The sequence below is a fragment of the Mycobacterium sp. UM_CSW genome, assembly GCF_000455205.1.
GTDB lineage: Bacteria > Actinomycetota > Actinomycetes > Mycobacteriales > Mycobacteriaceae > Mycobacterium.
Genome location: NZ_AUWQ01000008.1, coordinates 24044 through 38302 on the forward strand (window position 1 = coordinate 24044; position 14259 = coordinate 38302).

Genomic DNA, 14259 nt, shown 5'->3' on the forward strand with positions numbered 1-14259 from the left:
AATTCTCGTGCTTAGTCACCGGAGCCGTCGGCGTTATCGACCGTGTCGGACGGTTGCGTTTCGGCCGGGACCGGTTCTTCGCCCACCACGGTGTCGACCACGCCGACGAGGGCGTGCCGCAGCACCTGGTCGCCCAACTTGTAGCCCTGCCGCATGACCGTGCCGATCACCGGCTTGGAGCCCTCGGCGCCGTCGCCCTCGTGCTGCACCGCCTCGTGCAGCACCGGGTCGAAGTCCTCGCCCTCCTCGCCGAACGCCGTGAGGCCGAGGCCGGTCAAGGCGCTGTCGAGCTTGTCGGCGACCGACTTCAGCGGGCCGGTTTCCAGGTCGCCGTGCTTGCGGGCCCGATCGAGATCGTCCAGCACGGGCAGCAATTGGCTGACGACGGCGGCCTTGGCCCGGTCCGCCGCGGCCTGCTGATCGCGCAACGCCCGCTTGCGGTAGTTGGCGAAGTCGGCCTGTACCCGCTGCAGATCGCCGAGCAGTTCGGCCGCCTTGCCGGCCTCCTCCGGACTTTCGCCGGCAAACGCCTCCGGCGCCGACCCGCTGGGGGCCGGGCCGGAAGCGCCATGCCGCACTTCACCGGTCTCCGGATCGATCCGCCGCTTGTCGGTGACCGTCACCTGTTCCTGGGGGTTAGCGTCGGTCACTTGGCCTCCCGGTCGTCGTCGACCACCTCCGCGTCCACGACGTCATCGGCCGAGCCGGACGTGCCGCCGGCCTCGCCGCCGGGGGTGCCTGCCTGGCCGGCCTCGGCCTGGGTGGCCTCGTAGATGGCCTGGCCGAGCGCCTGCGATTCCTGGCCCAGCTTCTCCATCGCCGACTTGATCGCGGAGATGTCGGTGCCGGCCAGCGCCGACTTGGCCTCGGCCACCGCGGCGTCCACCTTGTTCAGCGTGTCCTCGGGGACCTTGCTGCCGCCCTCGGCCTCGCGTTGCTCCTTGACGAACTTCTCCGTCTGGTAGACCAGCGTCTCGGCCTGGTTGCGGATGTCGGCCTCCTCGCGGCGCTGACGGTCCTCCTCGGCGTGCGCCTCGGCGTCCTTGATCATCCGGTCGATCTCCTCCTTGGACAGGCCGGAGCCCTCCTGGATCTTGATCGTGTTCTCCTTGCCGGTGCCCTTGTCCTTGGCCGTGACGTGCACGATGCCGTTGGCGTCGATGTCGAAGGTGACCTCGATCTGCGGGACGCCGCGCGGGGCCGGCGGGATGCCGGTCAGCTCGAAGGAGCCGAGCAGCTTGTTGTGCGAGGCGATTTCGCGCTCACCCTGATAGACCTGGATCTGCACGGACGGCTGGTTGTCGTCGGCCGTGGTGAAGGTCTCCGAGCGCTTCGTCGGGATGGTGGTGTTGCGCTCGATGAGCTTGGTCATCACGCCGCCCTTGGTCTCGATACCGAGGCTCAGCGGCGTAACGTCAAGCAGCAGAACGTCTTTCACCTCACCCTTGAGCACACCGGCCTGCAGCGCGGCGCCCACGGCAACCACCTCGTCGGGGTTGACGCCCTTGTTGGGCTCCTTGCCACCGGTGAGCTCCTTGACCAGCTCGGTCACCGCGGGCATGCGGGTGGAACCGCCAACCAGCACGACGTGGTCGATGTCGGACACCGAGATGCCGGCGTCGGAGATCACCGACTTGAACGGCGCACGGGTGCGGTCCAGCAGGTCCTGGGTGATGCGCTGGAACTCGGCGCGGGTCAGCTGCTCGTCGAGGAAAAGCGGGTTCTTGTCCGCGTCGACGGTGATGTAGGGCAGGTTGATCGAGGTGCTCTGCGAGCTCGAGAGCTCGATCTTGGCCTTCTCGGCCGCCTCACGCAGCCGCTGCATCGCCATCTTGTCCTTGGTCAGGTCGATGCCGCTGGTGCCCTTGAACTTGTCGACGAGCCATTCGACGACGCGGTCGTCCCAGTCGTCGCCACCGAGGTGGTTGTCACCGCTGGTGGCGCGAACCTCGACCACGCCCTCACCGATCTCGAGCAGCGAGACGTCGAAGGTGCCGCCACCGAGGTCGAAGACCAGGATGGTCTGCTCCTTCTCGCCCTTGTCCAGGCCGTAGGCCAGCGCCGCGGCGGTGGGCTCGTTGACGATGCGCAGCACGTTCAGGCCGGCGATCTGGCCGGCCTCCTTGGTCGCCTGACGCTGGGCGTCGTTGAAGTAGGCGGGCACGGTGATGACCGCGTCGGTGATGTCCTCACCGAGGTAGGCCTCCGCGTCGCGCTTCAGCTTCATCAGCACGCGGGCGCTGATCTCCTGCGCCGTGTACTTCTTGCCGTCGATCTCGACGGACCAGTCGGTGCCCATGTGCCGCTTGACCGACCTGATGGTGCGGTCGACGTTGGTCACCGCCTGGTTCTTGGCGGGCTGGCCGACCAGCACTTCGCCGTTGCGGGCGAACGCGACGATCGAAGGTGTGGTCCGCGAACCCTCGGAGTTCGCGACGACGACGGGGTCGCCGCCCTCGAGGACCGAGACGACTGAGTTGGTGGTCCCGAGGTCGATACCGACCGCACGAGCCATAGTGATTCCTCCTGATTACGTAGAGCTTTATTGGTGCCACTATGCTGAGTGAACCCCGCTCAAGCCTGCCCTCGCGGGCGTCGTGGTGTCAACCCAGCCTTGAGTCTGCTTCGCTCAACTTGTTGACCATGCTAACGGCGGGCGCGCCCGTCTTGTTCCCGGGGTGCCCATTGCGTGTGAATTGAGGGCTTTGCGTGGTGCGCCAGGGCGGAAAATCGCCCGGACTCCCGCCGTCAGCTCACATTGAACGCCCTCAGCTCACACTCGATGCGGCCGCCGCTCATTCGACAGATCGCTCGTTCCCGGGTGCCCATTGCGTGTGAATTGAGGGCTTTGCGTGGTGCGCCAGGGCGGAAAATCGCCCGGAATCGCGCCGTCAGCTCACATTGAACGCCGTCAGCTCACACTCGACGCGCCGGGCTCCGGGATCATCTCCTCGATCAGCGAGAACACCGCGCGGGTGGCGGCGCTGGGCGGGCGCGCCGCCGACATCGCGACGTACAGGCGCCAGCACAGGTCGTAGTCGGAGATCCGCAGCGTCGCCAGGCCGTCGTCGCCGATCTCGTCGAGGATGAACCGGCTCAAGAACCCGATGCCCAAGCCGTTTCGGACGTGGGTCGCGGTGGTGGCGATGTCGGCGACCTCGAGGGCGACCGTGCGCTGCACCCCGGCCGTCGCGAAGGCCCGGTCGGCCACCGCCCGGTTGCCGTAGCCCGGCGGGCCGTCGATGAACGACATCCTGGCCAGCTCGGCCAACGACACCGACTCGCGGCTCGCGAGTGGGTGATCCGTCGGGACGATCAGGAGGAGCGGATAGGCCGCGACGAGCCGGGTGTGCAGGTCGGTGGGCGGCCCGTCGGGGAAAACAAGCAGGGCGACGTCGAGGCTGTCGTCGCGCAGTTGCTGCGCCAGGCCCGCCGAACCGGCCCGGGCGAAACGAATTTGGACCAGCACGCCGGGATGCCGGGCACGCAGCTCGGCCAGCAGCCTCGGCATGTCGATGTTGTTGACCGACATGAGCGTTCCCAGCCTGACGGTCCCGCCGACGGAGCCGCCGCCGGCGGCGACGGCGTCCTTGGCCGCCCGGGCCGCGTCGATGGTGGCGCGGGCGTGCGGCTCCAGCTCGCGTCCCGCCGGCGTGAGCGTCACGCCCGCCGGCCCCCGGACGAACAGCTCCGCGCCGAGTTCACGCTCGAGGGCCTTGATGGTGGCGGACACCCCGGATTGGACGACGTGCAATCTCTTGGCGGCCCGGGTGAAGCTGAGGTTGTCCGCGACAGCGAGGAAATACTCCAACTGGCGAAGCTCCACGGAGCCCATTATCACCGTCGGTGATGGCTCCCATCAGGAATTTTCGTTGGCGTCTGACGGTCCGGCCGATTTACGGTTCGCAATTGGGTCGCGTCGATCCCAACCCCCCTCAATTTGGACGGTGCGCGTTATGACTTTGCAGGGCCCCACCCTGACCAGAACCCGGACCCGGTGGTCCTCGGCGTCCACCGACGACCAGTTCGTCGTGCAGAACCCGGCGACGGGCCAGACGGTCACGGTCGTCCAGGGCGCCGGACCGGACGAGGTGGACCAGGCCGTCCGCCGGGCGCACGCCGCGCACCTGCGCTGGAAGCAACGCCCCGCGCGCGAGCGTGGCCGATACCTGCGCCAGGTCGCCGAGGTGATCCGCGCCCACGCCGACGAGATCGCCGCGCTCGAGACGCTGGAGATGGGCAAGCCGATCACGCAGGCGCGCAACTTCGACGTGGAAGCCGCGATCGCCATCTTCGAGTACTTCGGCGCCATGGTGGAGGCGCTGCCCAGCCAGGCCCGCGACTACGGCCCCGTCCTGGACGTCACCACGCTGGAGCCGTACGGCGTGATCGCGTGCATCGTCCCGTTCAACTGGCCGCCGATCCACACCGCGGGGAAGGTCGCGCCGGCGCTGGCGGTCGGCAACGCCGTCGTGCTCAAACCGCCGGAGCAGACGCCCTCGGTGGTGTTGCGGATGGTCGAGCTGATCCAGTCGGTGCTGCCGGACGGTGTAGTCCAGGCCGTGCCCGGCAGGGGTGAAGTGGGCGCCGCGCTGGCCGGTCATCGGCTGGTCGGCAAGGTCTCCTTCACCGGATCGCCGCGGACGGGAGCGGCGGTGCTGCGCACCGCGGCCGGCAACCTCACCCCGACGCTGATGGAACTCGGCGGAAAGAACCCACTGGTCGTGTTCGACGACGCCGACCTGCACGACGCGCTGCTGGCCGCGGTCGACGGCGGCTTCTTCAACCAGGGCGAGGCCTGCACCGCGGCGTCGCGAATCCTGGTGCAGGACAGCGTCTATGCGGAGTTCGAGGCTAAGTTGTGCGCCGCGGTGGGCCGGCTGCGGGTGGGCGACGGCGCCGACCCGGCGACCGACGTCGGGCCGTTGGTCACCCGCAAGCAGCAGAACCAGGTCCTCGATTACCTGCGGATCGGCGTGGCCGAAGGCGCCCACATCGCCGCCCAGGCACCGCTGCCCGACGATCCCCGCTTGGCCGACGGCTTCTACGTCGCGCCGACGGTCCTGACCGGCGTGACCCCCGCCATGCGGGTGGCTCGCGACGAGATCTTCGGTCCCGTCGTCACCCTCATGCCGTTCACCGACGAGGACGAGGCGGTCCGCATCGCCAACGCCACGCCCTTCGGACTGGTCGCGGCGGTGTTCACCCAGGACAGCGATCGCGCCCTGCGGGTCAGCCGGCGGATCCGGGCCGGGGCCGTCTTCGTCAATAACTATCAGCGGATTTCCATCGGCACCGGATTCGGCGGCGTCGGGCACAGCGGGTTCGGCCGCGAGCACGCCCAGGAAACGCTGGCGGAGTACGGCTACAGCAAGACGATCCGGTTGGCCTCCGATCGCGACCAGCTGACGTACTGGAGCGCCGCCGCCCGGGTGCTGGCCGGCTGATGCGGACGATTGCACTCGAAGAGCATTACGCCACAACGGAATTCCTGAACGGCCCGGGCCGCTGGCTGGCGTCGCGCACCGGCATTGTCGAACCGATCAGCGATCTGGGTGACGGCCGGATCGCGGCGATGGACGACGCCGGCGTCGACGTGGCGGTGCTGTCGCTGGCCGCGCCGGGCGTCGAACAGTTGGACGGGCCGGAAGCCGTTCGGCTGGCCCGCGAATGCAACGACGAGCTCGCGAAGGCGGTCGGGCGATACCCGGGGCGGCTGGCGGGCTTCGCCGCCCTGCCGATCAGCGCACCCGCAGAGGCCGCCGGCGAACTCGAGCGCACGGTGCGCGACCACGGCTTCGTCGGCGCGGTGATCAACGGGCACAGCCAGGGTCGCTACCTCGACGATCCGTTCTTCGACCCCGTCCTGTCGCGGGCGGCCGCGCTGCGGGTGCCGATCTACCTGCACCCGACCATCCCGCCGGCGGGCGTCATCAAGTCCAGCTACGCGGGATTCTCCGACCAGGTGACGTTCACGCTGGCCACCGTCGGATGGGGCTGGCACATCAACACCGGCACCCACGTGCTGCGGCTGATCCTCGGCGGCGTGTTCGACCGGTACCCCGAGCTGCAGGTCGTCATCGGGCACATGGGCGAGGCGATCCCGTTCATGCTGCCGCGGTTCGACGCGACGCTGAAGCCCCACCTGACCGGCCTGCAGCATCCCGTCAGCACCTATCTGAGGCGAAACCTGAACTACACCTTCGCCAACTTCAACGACCAGGCCACCTACGCCAACCTGGTCGCGCAGGTCGGCATCGGGCGGGTGTGTTTTTCGGCCGACTACCCGTTCGGGTCGATGCGCGCCGCCCGGGACTTTTTCGACGGCCTGCCGCTGAGCGACGACGACCGGGCGCTGATCAGCCACCGCAACGCCGAGCGGTTGCTGGGCCTGACCAGGTGACCGGCTTCGCCCCGCTGCCGCCGCCGTTCGTCGACGACAGTAGGTTCCTCATCGCCAAAGAGCCGAGGGACTACTGGCGCGAGCTGCGCGCGGGTGGAGTGTTCCTCGATCTCAGCGGCTTCTACTACGTGACCCGTGGCGAGGATGTGCGTGCGGCACTGCGCAACCATGTGGTATTCGCCTCACGAAGGAAGCAGCTCGCGCCATCCCGCGCGGGAGTCCGATCGCTGCCGATACCCGTCCCGCTTGCCTATGACCCGCCCGAGCACACGCGCTTGCGTCGGATATTGCGGCCCCACTTCAGCCCTCAGGCGGTGAGCAAGCTTCGACCCGCGCTGTGCGCCCAGGCGGCAGCGCTCGTCACCGCCGTCGCGCCCGTCGGTGCCTGTGAGGCGATCAGTGCCATCGCCCACCCGTTTCCCTTCGGTGTGTTGGTGACGCTGTGTGGGCTCCCGTGGGACGACCGAGAAAAGCTGGCCGCCTGGGCGGAGGCGGTCGACTGGGACACGCCCGGATCGCCCCCCGCTTTTAAGCTGCTCACCTATCTTGTCGAGGCCATCGGCGGCGTCGGGCGGCCTTCCCTCGCGTCGCGGCTGCTGACCGGTGACGACCCCCTCACCGAAGACGAAGTGATCGGGTTCTATGCCCTTCTTTGCTTCGCCCAGGACGGCATGCAGGCGGCCATCGGGTCGGCGCTGCTTCTCTTGGCCCGCGATCCCGAGCTACGAGACCGACTTCGCGAAAATCCCGACCAAATCCGGGCGTTCGCCGAAGAGGTGGTGCGACTCGAGACTCCACTGCCGTTCATCGGACGCTTCACCACACAAGAAGTCACGATCGCAGGCGTCACGATTCCGGCGGGGAGTGTGGTCCGCCTGTGCCTGGCGACGGCCAACCTCAATGACGGCGAAGGGCCACACCGGAGTTTTGGGGGCGGCGTTCATCGCTGCCTGGGAAGGGCCCTTGCCCGCGCGGAACTGAGTGTGATCGTGGCTCAATGGTTACGCGCCGTGCCGCGTTTCCATTTGGAACAAGGCTTCGTGCCGAGCTTCACCTTCACGCCAGGTGGCGCCATCATGCCAAGCCGCCTGCCGCTGCGCTGGGACAGCTCCGGTCCAAAGGCTCGTGGCTGCGACAAGCCAAGCAGCCGGCCCCGGTGCGCACGGGCTTCCGCCGAGCGGTTGCTGGGCCGGTAAAAACTTCGCCAAATGTTGGTGGGCACGCGGCGCGATCATGGGTTAGCCTGAGCGTTCCCCGGAGCCACCACGGCAGGAGCTCGATGCCACCAGACAGTGCCGCCGAGCGGCTCGCCCGCGAGGACGAGGGCTATCACAAGAGCCTCAAAAACCGCCAGATTCAGATGATCGCCCTCGGTGGCGCCATCGGCACCGGGCTTTTCCTCGGCGCCGGCGGACGGCTGGCCTCGGCGGGGCCCGGGCTGTTCCTGGTCTACGGGGTCTGCGGCATCTTCGTCTTCCTGATCCTGCGCGCGCTCGGCGAGCTGGTGCTGCACCGCCCGTCGTCGGGATCGTTCGTGTCGTACTCCCGTGAGTTCTTCGGGGAAAAGCTGGCTTACGTCGCCGGCTGGATGTACGTCCTCAACTGGTCGATGACGGGCATCGTGGACACCACCGCGATCGCGCACTACTGCCACTACTGGGGGATTTTCCACGCCATCCCACAGTGGACGATCGCACTGTTCGCGCTGCTGGTGGTGCTGTCGATGAACCTGATCTCGGTCAAGGCCTTCGGCGAGCTGGAGTTCTGGGCGTCGTTGATCAAGGTGCTGGCGCTGGTCACGTTCCTCGTCGTCGGCACCATCTTCCTGGTGGGGCGCTTCAAGATCGACGGTCACGACACCGGCCCCGGCCTGTGGGACACCCATGGCGGGCTGGTACCTAAAGGTCTGCTGCCCCTGGTGCTCGTCACCTCGGGCGTGGTGTTCGCCTATGCCGCAATCGAACTCGTCGGCATCGCGGCCGGGGAAACGGCCAACCCGGAGAAGGTCATGCCGCGCGCGATCAACTCGGTGGTATTCCGCATCGCGGTCTTCTACATCGGCTCGACCGTGCTGCTGGGTCTGCTGCTGCCCTACACCGCCTACAAGGCCAACGTCAGCCCGTTCGTGACGTTCTTCTCCAAGGCCGGTGTCCACGGCGCCGGCAGCGTGATGAACGTGGTGGTGTTGACCGCCGCGCTGTCGAGTTTGAACGCGGGGCTGTATTCCACCGGCCGCATCCTGCGGTCGATGGCGATCAACGGCAGCGGCCCGAAGTTCACCGCGCCGATGTCGAAGCGGGGCGTGCCGTACCGCGGCATCCTGCTCACCAGCGCCGTGGGTCTGTTGGGCATCGTGCTCAACGCCGTCAAACCCAGCCAGGCGTTCGAGATCGTGCTGCACATCGCGGCCATCGGCATCGTGTTCGCCTGGGGGACGATCGTGGCGAGCCAGCTGCAGTTCTACCGGCTGGCAAAGGCCGGCAGGGTGGAACGCCCGAAGTTCCGGATGCCGTTGTCGCCGTACAGCGGCTACCTCACGCTGGCGTTCCTGGTCGGCGTGGTGGTCCTGATGTTCTTCGACAAGGTGCAGGGCCCGTACCTGATCGGCGCGACCGTCGTCGGCGTCCCCGCGCTCATCGGCGGTTGGTTCCTGGTCCGGCATCGGGTGACCGCCGCGCAGGACACCGTCACCCCGGCCACCCCCGCTCAGGGTTCGTCGATGTCCTGACCGCCGGCGAGGTCGCCGCAGTCGACGGCCTCGACGTCGGACCGGTCGCGCAGGTACTCCCCCGCGCCCCGATCCCCGTTTAGCTGCTTGAGTACGTCGGGCCAGTGCCGGCGCGCGATGACCACCGGATGGCCCGGCCGCTGGCCGAAGTACGCGCGGGCCAGGCCACTGTCCGACGCCCATGCGCGGTCGAGGACCCGCGCCACCACGGCGGGACCGACGTCGGGAGTGTCGATGACGTGCAGCACCGCGTACTCGGCGCCCATGCGGCCGGCCTCGGCCAGCCCGACGCGCACCGAGGCGCTCAGCCCGTTGCGCCAGTCCGGCACGAAGACCGGGGTTACGCCCGACGGGGCCGCCGCACCCCACGCCGGCGACGCGGCGCCCAGGACCAGCACGACGTCGTCGCAGCCGCCATCGCGCAGCGCCCCGATCGCGGCGTCCAGCCAGCCCTCCACCAGCACCTTCGGCCGTCCGTACCGGCGTCCCTCGCCCGCGGCGAGCAGGACGCCGACAGGCCTCGACTGTGATAACGCCACTCTCCTATGATGGCATCGAGGTTCTCGTAAGGCGACAACCGGATGGAGCGCAATGACTCGAGACGCGCACGGGGCGACGGCCACGACCCCGCGATACGCGGGCACCCGCGTGCAGCGGGTGGAGGACCTTCGGCTGCTGACCGGCCGCGGCGGGTTCGTCGACGACATCTCGCGCCCGGGCATGCTGCACGCCTGCTTCGTGCGCAGCCCGTTCGCCCGCGCCAGGATCAACGGCATCGACGCGTCGGCGGCGCTGGCACTGCCCGGCGTGCGCGCGGTCTTCACCGCCGCCGATCTCAACCCCGACGTCAAGGAGGCCTGGCACGCCGTGGCCGGCAAGGACGTGCCGGACACGCCCCGCCCGCCGCTGGCCGAGGGCGAGGCGAAGTTCGTCGGCGACCCGGTCGCGCTGATCGTCGCCGAGAGCCGCTACATCGCCGAGGACGCGCTGGAGCTGGTCGACGTCGACTACGAGCCGCTGCCCGCGATCACCGACCTCGCCCGCGCGCAGTCCTCGGACGTGCTGGTGCACGACGCCTACGCGAACAACGTCGCGGGCGGGATGGGCGGCGCCCCGCCGGACGAAGAGGTGTTCGCCTCCGCGGCATGCGTGGTGAAAGAGAACATCTACCAACAGATTTACGCGCCCGTGCCGATAGAGACCCGCGGGTTGGTGGTCGAGTGGGAGGCCGCGTCCGAGGAGCTCACCCTGTGGGCGTCCACGCAGACCCCGCACGAGCTACGCGCGTTCTGCGCGCGCCTGTTAGGGATTGCGGCGCAACGGGTTCGGGTCATCATGCGCGACACCGGCGGCGGTTTCGGCCAGAAGGTGGTCCCGATGCGCGAGGACATGTGCATCATGCTGGCCGCCCGCAAGGTGCCGGCGGCGCTGAAGTGGATCGAGGACCGCCGCGAGAACCTGATGTCGGCCGGCCAGGCCCGGCATGTCGATGGCACGGGCCGGATGGCGTTCGACGAAGACGGCAACATCCAGGCCGCCGACATCGACTTCGTCCAGGACGTCGGCGCCTACCCGACGCCCTACCCGGTGCTGACCACGGCCGCCATCGGCATGTTCTTCCCCGGGCCCTACCGCGTGCCCAAGGCCAGCTTCAACTACAAGACGGTCTTCACGAACACCAGCGGGCTGGCCGCCTACCGCGGCCCGTGGCAGTACGAGACGCTGGCGCGCGAAATCCTGCTGGACATCGCCGCCCGCAAGATGGGCATGGACCCGGTTGAGCTGCGCCGGCGCAACCTGCTGCGCCGCGACGAGATGCCCTACTTCAACCCCAACGGCATGCCGTACGACCACGTGGCCCCCAGCGAGACGTTCGAGCAGGCCGTGAAACTCCTTGACCACGAAGGCTTTCGCAAGGAACAGCGCGAGGCGCTGGCGCAGGGCCGCTACCTGGGCCTGGGGTTCTCGGCCTACATCGAGCCGACCGGAGCGGCGACGGGCCACCTGGCGACCGAGGGTTGCACCATCCGGATGGAGCCGACGGGCAAGATCAACGTCTACGTGAACGGCGGCTCCAGCGGAAACAGCTTGGAGACTACCGTCATTCAGCTGACCGCCGACGCGCTGGGCGCCGACATCGATGACGTCGCCACCATCCAGGGCGACACCGCGGTCACGCCCTACGGAGCCGGGACGCAGGGCAGCCGCAGCGGCCCGATGACCGCCGGGGCCGTCGCGGAGGCGGGCGCCATTCTGCGCGAGAAGATCGTGGCGCTGGCGGCGCACCAGTTGAAGGTGCCCGAATCCGAAGTGGAGCTGGCGAATTCGACCGCCGTCGTGCGGGGCGACCCGTCGAAGCAGGTGACGTTCGGCGAGCTGGCCTACCTGTCGTACTACTCGCCGCAAGCGCTGCCGCCGGGGATGTCGCCCGAGCTGGAGGCCACCGCCCGCTACGTCGCCAAGGCCCCCATCCTGTGGTCGAACGCGACGCACGCCTGCACTTGCGAGGTGGACGTCGCCACCGGCAAGGTCACGCTGCTGCGCTACATCGTCAGCGAGGACGTCGGGCCGATGATCAACCCGACCATTGTGGAGGGTCAGATCGCCGGCGGGACGGTGCAGGGCATCGGCGGCGCGCTGATGGAGGACCTCGCCTACGACGACGACGGCAACCCGCTGGCAACGACATTCGTCGACTACCTGCTGCCGACGGCCACCGAGGTCCCGCCCATCGAGTTCGGCCACGTGGAGATCCCCGGCCCGGGGCCCGGCGGTTACAAGGGCGCCGGCGAGGGCGGGGCGATCGGCTCGGTGCCGGCGGTCATCAACGCGATCAACGACGCGCTCGCACCCCTGGGCGTGACGGTCACCCGGCTGCCCGCCAGCCCCGCGTCGATCGCGTCGCTGCTGAGCGAGGCGAACCGGTGAAGCCCGCCTCGTTCGATTACCACCGCCCCGACACCGTCGAGGACGCCGTCGCGCTGCTCGCCGAACTGGGCGATGAGGCGAAGATCATCGCGGGCGGCCAGAGCCTGGTGCCGATGCTGGCGATGCGGCTGGCCTACTTCGATCACCTCATCGACATTTCCCGGCTTTCCGAGCTGCGGGGCATCGAGCGCCGGGGCGACGAATTGTGGATCGGGGCCGGAACCACCGAGTCCACCGTCGGTGCGGATGCCCAAGTGCGCCAATCGGTTCCGCTGCTAACCCGGGCGACCCCGTTTGTCGGGCACTTCCAGATCCGCAACCGCGGCACCCTCGGCGGGTCGATCGCGCACGCCGACGCCGCGGGCGAATACCCGGCGGCCGCGCTGGCGCTGGACTCGGTGATGGAGGTCCTCTCCCCGCGCGGGCGGCGCGAGATCGCCGCCGCGGACTTCTTCGCCGGCCTGTGGGAGACCACGATGGAACCCGACGAGGTGCTGACCGGGGTCCGGTTCCCGGTGTGGGACGGCAGGTCCGGGTTTTCCGTGCAGGAATTCGCGCGCCGCCATGGCGATTTCGCGATCGCCGGCGCGCTGGTCGCCGTCCAGCTCGACGACGGCGACCGGGTGTCCCGCTGCGGCATCGGGCTGCTGGGCCTGGGCCCCACGGTCGGGCGCGCCACGGCGGCCGAGGCCGCGGTGATCGGCAAGCCGGTCGGCGAGCTGGTGCCCGAGGAGATCGGCCGGGCTGCGATGACCGGCCTCGACGACGTTCCGACCGACCTGCAGGGCTCGGCGGCCTACCGCACCCAGGTCGGTGCCACCATGGTCGCGCGCGCCTGGACACAGGCCTTGAATGAGGCCACAGCGGAAGCACTCGGGGAGACAAGCCATGCATGAACAGCCGGTTCAGTTGTCGGTCAACGAGACTCCGATCGCGGCCAGCGTCGAACCGCGCATGACGCTGGCCGACTTCCTGCGGGAGCGGTGCGGGCTCACCGGCACCCATCTCGGCTGCGAACACGGCGCCTGCGGCGCGTGCACGGTGCTGGTGGACGGCGACGCCGTGCGGTCCTGCCTGATGTTCGCGGTCCAGGCGGACGGCACGGAGGTGACGACGGTCGAGGGCATCGCGTCGCCCGACGGCACCCTGTCGCCGGTGCAGGCCGCGCTGCGGGAGTGCCACGGGCTGCAATGTGGCTTCTGCACGCCGGGTTTCGTGACCACGCTCACCGCGTTGCTGCGCGACAACCCCAACCCCACCGACGACGAGATACGCGAGGGACTGTCGGGTAACTTCTGCCGCTGCACGGGTTACCAGGGCATCGTCGCCGCGGCCCATCGGGCGGCCGAGCTGGGATCGGTCACGCAGCGGTAAACCTGCGTCATCGGCTCTGCATCGATAACGGCGTAGTTACAGTGCATTTCGCCGCTCCTTGCGTACTCTAAGCGCTGAAATCGAAGACTTTCGGGGAGCGGCGCGTGCAGTTATCGCAAAAGGCGCGGCGAAGGCTGGCCGGCGGCTCGCTGCTGCTCTCGGCAGTCCTCGCCGGCCCCGCACTGGTTTCGGGCTGCAGCTCGCTGATCGACGGCAAGCCGGTCGCCACCCCCGGGACCGGGCCGACGGAGCCCACCTTCCCCACGCCGCGGCCGACCACGACGACGCCGGCGCCGACCAGCACGAGCCCGGCCCCGTCGACGAGCCCGACCGGCCCGGCCAGCCCGACAACACCACCGGCCGGGGTGATCCCGCTGCCGCCGGACCACAACGGCTACGTCTTCATCGAGACCAAGTCCGGCGTGACGCGCTGCCAGATCAACAAGGAGACCGTCGGCTGCGAGGCGCCGTTCACCAATTCCCCACTGCAGGACGGTGAGCACGCCAACGGCGTCAGCATCAGTTCCGCCGGCAACGTGCAGTGGGTGCTGGGCAACCTGGGCGCCATCCCGACCGTCACTATCGACTACAAGACCTACGCGGCTCAGGGCTGGACGATCGTCGCCACCGAACAGGGCACCCGCTTCACCAACGACCGCACTCACCACGGCATGTTCGTCAGCGTCGAGAAGGTCACGACTTTCTGAGCTTTGGAAAGTAACTCGCGTCAGCCCGTGATCGAGACAGCTGTTTCTGAGACCAACATTTGAGACGACGTGAGCTGGAATTCTGGACCGACGGCGCCACCTTTGGGCGATGTCTCACA

Annotated in this window: 12 protein-coding genes; 8 read left to right on the forward strand and 4 right to left on the reverse strand. The window is 68.7% G+C overall.

Annotated elements, in window-relative coordinates:
• Positions 1-11 precede the first annotated feature (11 nt).
• From grpE to N415_RS03565, 3 genes are all read right to left on the reverse strand, one after another.
• Positions 12-650 carry a nucleotide exchange factor GrpE gene (gene grpE, locus N415_RS03555; protein ID WP_081665051.1) on the reverse strand — a complete coding sequence of 213 codons (639 nt, stop codon included), beginning with the start codon at positions 648-650 and terminating at the stop codon, positions 12-14.
• A complete protein-coding gene (gene dnaK / locus N415_RS03560) occupies positions 647-2515 on the reverse strand; it encodes a molecular chaperone DnaK (RefSeq protein WP_068177283.1) in 1869 nt (622 codons plus the stop codon). The genes grpE and dnaK overlap by 4 nt, the downstream gene beginning before the upstream one ends.
• Positions 2516-2911: 396 nt before the next feature.
• Positions 2912-3826, reverse strand: coding sequence for a LysR family transcriptional regulator (locus tag N415_RS03565; RefSeq protein WP_068177326.1), 915 nt, complete (start codon positions 3824-3826; stop codon positions 2912-2914).
• 130 nt (positions 3827-3956) lie between these two features.
• Here N415_RS03565 and N415_RS03570 point away from each other — a divergent pair, with 130 nt between their 5' ends.
• From N415_RS03570 to N415_RS03585, 4 genes are all read left to right on the forward strand, one after another.
• Complete coding sequence (locus tag N415_RS03570; RefSeq protein WP_068177286.1) at positions 3957-5447, forward strand: aldehyde dehydrogenase family protein; 1491 nt, start codon at positions 3957-3959, stop codon at positions 5445-5447.
• Positions 5447-6403 (forward strand): amidohydrolase family protein, encoded by a 957-nt coding sequence (locus tag N415_RS03575; RefSeq protein WP_068177288.1) that lies wholly within the window; start codon positions 5447-5449, stop codon positions 6401-6403. Before N415_RS03570 ends, N415_RS03575 begins: the two co-directional genes overlap by 1 nt.
• A complete protein-coding gene (locus N415_RS03580) occupies positions 6400-7599 on the forward strand; it encodes a cytochrome P450 (protein ID WP_068177291.1) in 1200 nt (399 codons plus the stop codon). Before N415_RS03575 ends, N415_RS03580 begins: the two co-directional genes overlap by 4 nt.
• Before the next feature lie 83 nt (positions 7600-7682).
• Positions 7683-9131, forward strand: coding sequence for an amino acid permease (locus N415_RS03585; RefSeq protein WP_068177293.1), 1449 nt, complete (start codon positions 7683-7685; stop codon positions 9129-9131).
• Here N415_RS03585 and N415_RS03590 read toward each other — a convergent pair.
• Positions 9110-9670: an NTP transferase domain-containing protein gene (locus N415_RS03590; RefSeq protein ID WP_068177295.1), complete on the reverse strand. Its 561-nt coding sequence runs from the start codon at positions 9668-9670 to the stop codon at positions 9110-9112. The genes N415_RS03585 and N415_RS03590 overlap by 22 nt on opposite strands.
• A gap of 52 nt (positions 9671-9722) precedes the next feature.
• On the opposite strand from N415_RS03590, the gene N415_RS03595 reads away from it, so the two are divergent.
• From N415_RS03595 to N415_RS03610, 4 genes are all read left to right on the forward strand, one after another.
• Complete coding sequence (locus N415_RS03595) at positions 9723-12059, forward strand: xanthine dehydrogenase family protein molybdopterin-binding subunit (protein WP_068177297.1); 2337 nt, start codon at positions 9723-9725, stop codon at positions 12057-12059.
• Positions 12056-12955, forward strand: coding sequence for a xanthine dehydrogenase family protein subunit M (locus N415_RS03600; protein WP_068177299.1), 900 nt, complete (start codon positions 12056-12058; stop codon positions 12953-12955). The genes N415_RS03595 and N415_RS03600 overlap by 4 nt, the downstream gene beginning before the upstream one ends.
• The gene (locus tag N415_RS03605; protein WP_068177301.1) at positions 12948-13433 is read left to right on the forward strand and encodes a (2Fe-2S)-binding protein; all 486 of its coding nucleotides are present in this window, start codon (positions 12948-12950) and stop codon (positions 13431-13433) included. The genes N415_RS03600 and N415_RS03605 overlap by 8 nt, the downstream gene beginning before the upstream one ends.
• A gap of 104 nt (positions 13434-13537) precedes the next feature.
• Positions 13538-14140 carry a hypothetical protein gene (locus tag N415_RS03610; RefSeq protein ID WP_068102659.1) on the forward strand — a complete coding sequence of 201 codons (603 nt, stop codon included), beginning with the start codon at positions 13538-13540 and terminating at the stop codon, positions 14138-14140.
• Positions 14141-14259 lie beyond the last annotated feature (119 nt).